Source organism: Phormidium sp. CCY1219 (assembly GCF_035615515.1).
In the GTDB taxonomy this organism is placed as follows: Bacteria; Cyanobacteriota; Cyanobacteriia; order Cyanobacteriales; family Laspinemataceae; genus CCY1219.
In genome coordinates, this window is sequence record NZ_JAJENT010000808.1 from 1 (window position 1) to 5342 (window position 5342).

The 5342-nt window shown below is 51.6% G+C and carries 6 protein-coding genes; 2 read left to right on the top strand and 4 right to left on the bottom strand.

Translation table 11 applies throughout. The features are described 5' to 3' along the window. Positions 1 to 129 precede the first annotated feature (129 nt). The 3 genes from LKK83_RS25135 to LKK83_RS25145 all read right to left on the bottom strand — a co-directional run bounded on the left by LKK83_RS25135 (position 130) and on the right by LKK83_RS25145 (position 2207). Complete coding sequence (locus LKK83_RS25135; RefSeq protein WP_324634183.1) at positions 130 to 429, bottom strand: hypothetical protein; 300 nt, start codon at positions 427 to 429, stop codon at positions 130 to 132. A 79-nt stretch (positions 430 to 508) separates the two neighbouring features. Further along, complete coding sequence (locus LKK83_RS25140; protein ID WP_324634184.1) at positions 509 to 1570, bottom strand: ABC transporter permease; 1062 nt, start codon at positions 1568 to 1570, stop codon at positions 509 to 511. A gap of 124 nt (positions 1571 to 1694) precedes the next feature. Further along, positions 1695 to 2207: an adenine phosphoribosyltransferase gene (locus LKK83_RS25145; protein ID WP_324634185.1), complete on the bottom strand. Its 513-nt coding sequence runs from the start codon at positions 2205 to 2207 to the stop codon at positions 1695 to 1697. Between the two features lie 557 nt (positions 2208 to 2764). Here LKK83_RS25145 and LKK83_RS25150 point away from each other — a divergent pair. Together LKK83_RS25150 and LKK83_RS25155 are read left to right on the top strand one after the other, a co-directional pair. Continuing rightward, a complete protein-coding gene (locus tag LKK83_RS25150; RefSeq protein ID WP_324634186.1) occupies positions 2765 to 3397 on the top strand; it encodes a DUF3038 domain-containing protein in 633 nt (210 codons plus the stop codon). Then, positions 3394 to 4851 carry a DUF4335 domain-containing protein gene (locus LKK83_RS25155; RefSeq protein WP_324634187.1) on the top strand — a complete coding sequence of 486 codons (1458 nt, stop codon included), beginning with the start codon at positions 3394 to 3396 and terminating at the stop codon, positions 4849 to 4851. The genes LKK83_RS25150 and LKK83_RS25155 overlap by 4 nt, the downstream gene beginning before the upstream one ends. 161 nt (positions 4852 to 5012) lie before the next feature. Here the strand turns inward: LKK83_RS25155 and LKK83_RS25160 are convergent. Further along, positions 5013 to 5342 (bottom strand): hypothetical protein (locus tag LKK83_RS25160; protein ID WP_324634188.1); only part of this gene is annotated, 330 nt, incomplete at its 5' end.

Consider the following 5342-nt stretch of genomic DNA (forward strand, 5'->3'; position numbering starts at 1 on the left):
TTTAGGCTGGTCAGGTGGTTAGAAGTACAAGCCCCTGGCTTTAGACATGGGGTTGGTTTCTACGGAGTCCCTGACCGGATTATTTTACTATTTTCCCACTTTCGGACAGCGTTTTACCTTAAGAAAAGATTAACTTTGTCGCAAAAACTCCACCTTTGGTAAGAGCGGGTCTTCCACCAGAGCAATCCCCGTAAAGCCCCAGCGGTTGAGAATTCCTTTGAGCTGAATGCCCGGAATGGATTCCACCGCAAAGCGATCGCTCACGTCAGCCCCATACTTATTCAGATATCCCAAAGCGTCAAACTGCTCGCGAAATAGGAGCAGATAGCCCGCATCAGCGATTTCCTCCCGTTCCCCGCGCTCCGGATGCGCCGCCAGATAGCTGCCATCCTCTCGCTTTCGAATTAGGTAATAAACTTGAGAAAACATCCGCTTTTCTTCTATCGTTTGCTTGGGTTTCTGGTCAGAAATACAAGGATTTTCATCCCTGCAAAAAACAAAATCAACCTTATTTGAGATTTTCCAACTTGATGCGCGGGTCGATAGCTTTCAGCCACAAATCGGCCAGCAGATTGCCCAAAATCAGCATAACTGCCCCCATCATCAAACTCGCCATCACCAGATAGATATCTTGACTTCGCACTGCATCCAAAATCAGGCGTCCGAGTCCCGGCCAATTAAAGAAAAATTCCGCAATAAACGCGCCACTTAACAAGCTGGCAAATTCAAATCCGAGAATGGTAATTAAGGGATTCACCGCATTGCGGAGGGCGTGAACGTAAATCACCCGATTTTCCGGCAATCCTTTTGCCCGGGCGGTTTGGATGTAGTCTTGACGCAGCACGTCGAGTAACTCGCCGCGCGTGATGCGCTGCAACCCGGCAAAACTGGTAATCGATAGGGCGAGGGTGGGCAAAATCATGTGCCACCCAATATCGATAATTTTGCCCAAGGGAGAGAGTTGAGCGTGGTAAATGCTGGTCATGCCCCCCACGGGAAACAGGGGAGTGGTATTCAGAGCAAACAGCAGCAATAACAAGGCAGTGATAAAGCTAGGAAACCCCTGCCCGGTGTAGCTGAGGGTTCGCAGGATGCGATCGAGCCAGTGATTTTGCTTGACAGCGGCGAGGATTCCCAGGGGGATGGCGATCGCCCAAGTCAGCACCAACGAAGAAATCGACAGCAGCAGAGTATTGAAAATCCGCTCCCACAACAGTTCCGTCACCGGTCGCTGATATTTGAAACTCATGCCAAAATCAGCTTGGGTGATAATCCGAGTCAACCATCGCCAATATTGCGCGATCGGCGGTTGATTCAGACCGAATCGTTCCGTGTACATTTCTAGGGTTTCCGGCGAGATTTGCGGATTTTGGCGTAAGGTATCGAGGTAATCCCCCGGTGCCAGTTGAATAATGGCAAAACTGAGCGCCGATGCTAAAAATAACGTTAATACCGCCTGCAATAACCGCTTGACGACGTAAAAAAACGTCTCGCTTTGGAAAATAAAGAGCGATCGTTGCAAGAGTTGTTCGAGGCGTTGCCGAACCGAGGATGCTTTTGTCGAAGTCATAAACCTTGCCGAGGTGGGGTTACGGAAAAGCGCGGCGGGCGAATCGCCCATTGCAAGGCACGCATCAATCCGGGTGGATTGAGCGCGCGATTCGCCATTAGAAAACAGCCAAAGCGCCCGGTTATTAATACTCTACCAAAGACACGATCGGCACGTCGGGCAGTTGTTGCCGCCCGTTGAGCGCTTTGAGTTCAACGACAAAGCAAAATGCCACCAATTCAGCCCCCGCTTGTTCCAGTAACTTTGCCGTAGCGCAAGCAGTACCCCCAGTGGCGATTAAATCGTCTACGATCAAAACTCGGGTTCCCGGTTCGATCGCATCTTTGTGCATATCTAGGCGATCGGTCCCGTACTCCAACTGGTACTCGATGGAGTGACAGGGGGCGGGCAGTTTGCCCGGTTTGCGAACCGGGATAAAGCCGGCATTGAGTTGATAGGCTAAAGGCACCCCAAACAAAAACCCCCGCGACTCCATCCCCACGATGTAGTCCGGTTTGAAAGGCTTGCACTTTTCGCTCATCGTGTCAATCGTGTAACGGACTCCCTCTGGATCCCGCAGGAGGGTAGTGATATCCCGAAACAGGATTCCCGGTTTGGGAAAATCGTGGATGTCACGAATCAGAGATTTAAGATCCATACTTGAACTTGTCGGGTTGAGATGGCATGGGGTAAATCTAGAGGAAATCTACCCACTGTCGGTGAGCGATCGCCCCTTCCCGATGACCCTACCTTACTGTATCAAGCTTTTTGCCCTTTTTTCCCTCTCCCCCGATGCCACCGTCAGGCAGGCGTTGCGGCGGGCGCATGGCGCAAAAGTCCCCTTGACTCCTGCCCCGCTCATCCTGGGTACCCTCGGTGCAAGGCTACCGCCTCAATCTTCTCAATTCTCCCCTTGGCACCATCCCGAAGGCCAGAGGGTCTAGAATTTTAAAAGGAGGCTCCGGACGCTCTAAAATCCGATCGGCAAATTATATACGCCAAATGTTTATATTTTTTGGGGTTTTGCCCCCTATTGCTACAATTATTGATTTGTTTGTCCGTAGAGTTGGATTGTCGTTTTCTCAATGGGAAACGGCAACTGCAAGGGAAAATGACCGGAAGTGTCAATCCTAAACTACAAGCCAACCTATTGCAGTGATTCCGATTTGACCACAGCCTCCTTGCCCTCCCTGTAGATCCACACCGGACTTAAGTATGAATGCTCCCGTAAGCGTAATGCAAACCAACACTGTAGCCGACCAAACCACCACTCCGATTTTAGAGAACTTGCCCGACCCCCCCGGCTTTTCCGGGGAGGGTTGTCCCCGCCGCGCCCGGATGCAAATCGATTTATTATTATTGGCGATCGAAGCATTGGATCTTCACGGATCGCAAGCGATTCTGGCGGTTGCCAAAGAAGAGCAGTTACAAGGGGTGATTCAAAATCGCGTATTTCTGTGGATTCTTCGCAGTACCAATCCCCTGCGGCGGTTCAGTCAGCGGCGTGCGCTAAAATTGCAAGAAGGGAAAGCCCTCGTGGCGATCGCTAGCATTTTAGCCACTCGTCGGTTAAAAACCACTATCCGCCAATTGCTCGCCGACTACGAGCAATTGCAACAAAAGCAGATTCCCCTCGAACATCACCTGCGACTCTCCAATTATCTCGAACGCTTTCGCGCTCACTTTCGCAGTCGGATGAACCCTCGTCGCGCTGGGGTGGTGGCTTATAGCACCAATGAAAAATTAAACGCCCTGGCAATCGAATTGCTGGGCGAATTGTTATTTTGTACCGGAACAGCCGGAATGCAACGGTTGTGGTTTAGTTTGTTTGATGGAGAAGTTGAGTGAGCATTCAACGAGAATATCAGCTACCAAATTGCAAGCTGCTTTTAGAAGGATTGAGTGACCCGCAAGCGGATGGCGATCGCCACGACGCCGGATCCGTGATGTCGGTTTTAGTCAATGCCGAGTTCTATCTCGGTACCCGCGATCGCCCCCTCTCTGGCGGCGTAGAATTTTTTCAAAGTTTAGTCAGTGCAGTCAGTAACTACGCCCAAGAATTTCTCAGTGGGGTCCATCGTCACTCCTTGACCCCCGCATTGCCCGAATCCCCGAACGGTTCCACCGCCCCGGTGCAATTGCAAAAGATCGCTCAAAATTCGCACCGCTTGATCGTCCACCCCCCCAACTCCCACAACAGCACCCCAATCCAAATCGATTTATCCACGGTGCAGTTGTTCGATTTAGTCGAAGCGGTGGATCGATTCTTCGCCGATCCGCAAACCTTGCCTCAAATGGGGCTACAGTTACAACCTGTTACCAAAACTGAAGCGAAAAACCAACAACCACTCGCCGAACGCGCCCTGCCCGCCGCAGTGGGCGTCTCCAGTCTCGCGGTGGCGGCCCTGGCATTGTTCCTCATGCCCATGCCAGAAGTTCAACGCCCCATAGAACCGGTGCCGGAAGAAGCGCGGGACGAATCCGGGGCGTTGGTCAATCCCACGGCAAGTGGCGAAGGGACTGCCAATCCCGCCCCCAACGGCACCCCGCCTTCTGCTGCTGAATTAGAAACCTCGTTACAAAACACCCGCGAAATTACCGATGCGGACCAGTTGAGCGCTTTGCAAGAACAACTCTCCAACGAAATCGATCGCGCTTGGACCCCCGACCTCACCTTTGACGAGAATTTAGTTTATCACGTCACTGTGGGGCGCGATGGGGCAATTTTGGGCTACCGCGCCGAAAATGAAGCCGCTCAGAACTACGATGGGGAAACCCCCTTGTTCTACCTGGTTTACATTCCCATGCAAGGCGGTTCGGTCACAGACCAGGAAATTGCCTCGTTCCGCGTCGAGTTTACTTCCGATGCACAACTGAATGTGGAGCCTTGGGAGAATACCCCCGCTGAGGAAACCTCTGGGGTGACCCCAGAAACCAACCGGGCGCGCCCTGTGGCGGTGAATTCCCTCCCGGAAATCGAGAATCGCGCCTTGCTCGAACAGTTGCAAGACAGTCTCTACTCCAGTATCGATCGCCTCTGGACTGAGGATCCGCAGTTCGATGGGGAACTGTTATATCGGGTTTGGTTGGCCCGCGATGGGGCGATCGTGGATTACGAACCGCAAAATTCCTCGGCCCAAAATTATCTGAATCAAACTCCCCTGGAAAACCTCCATCAGCCCACCGCCGGGGTGGAACGCAATCAGTCCGGCGGCGTCCTCCAAGAACCCCTCGCCCCTTTTCGCGTGGTGTTTACTCCAAACGGAATCCTGCAAGTTAGTCCCTGGAATGGATACCGTTGAGCCATTCTGTAGGGTGGTCTCGGGCCACCCTACAACCACTTGCCAAAACTTGCTTGGCATCAGCGGCGATATTAATCGTTTGCTCCCCCAGATATTGCAATGCGTAAATTGCTTTTATGTCCTGCCCCGGCCAACGAGCTTTACCCTCATTATATCCCCTCTCAAAAAAAAATGGCAACCTTTTTTTGCACAAAATGTTGCGCGGTTAAATTGTTGCCTGGGTTGACAAAGATATGGGCATCGGGTATAATGAAACCGTAGGGGCAGGCAGGACATAAAAGCAATGCGTAAATTGCGTAAGTTTCCTGCCCCAGCCAACGAGCTTTACCCTCATTATATCCCCTCTGAAAAAAAATGGCAACCTTTTTTTGCACAAAATGTTGCGCGGTTAAATTGTTGCCTGGGTTGACAAAAATATGGGCATCGGGTATAATGAAACCGTAGGGGCAGGCAGGACATAAAAGCAATGCGTAAATTGCTTTTATGTCCTG

What these genes read in the sequence shown, in the direction of transcription:
- LKK83_RS25145 (WP_324634185.1), bottom strand. Translation starts at nt 2,207, where the DNA reads ATGGATCTTAAATCTCTGATTCGTGACATCCACGATTTTCCCAAACCG.
- LKK83_RS25150 (WP_324634186.1), top strand. Translation starts at nt 2,765, where the DNA reads ATGAATGCTCCCGTAAGCGTAATGCAAACCAACACTGTAGCCGACCAA.
- LKK83_RS25135 (WP_324634183.1), bottom strand. Translation starts at nt 429, where the DNA reads ATGTTTTCTCAAGTTTATTACCTAATTCGAAAGCGAGAGGATGGCAGC.
- LKK83_RS25140 (WP_324634184.1), bottom strand. Translation starts at nt 1,570, where the DNA reads ATGACTTCGACAAAAGCATCCTCGGTTCGGCAACGCCTCGAACAACTC.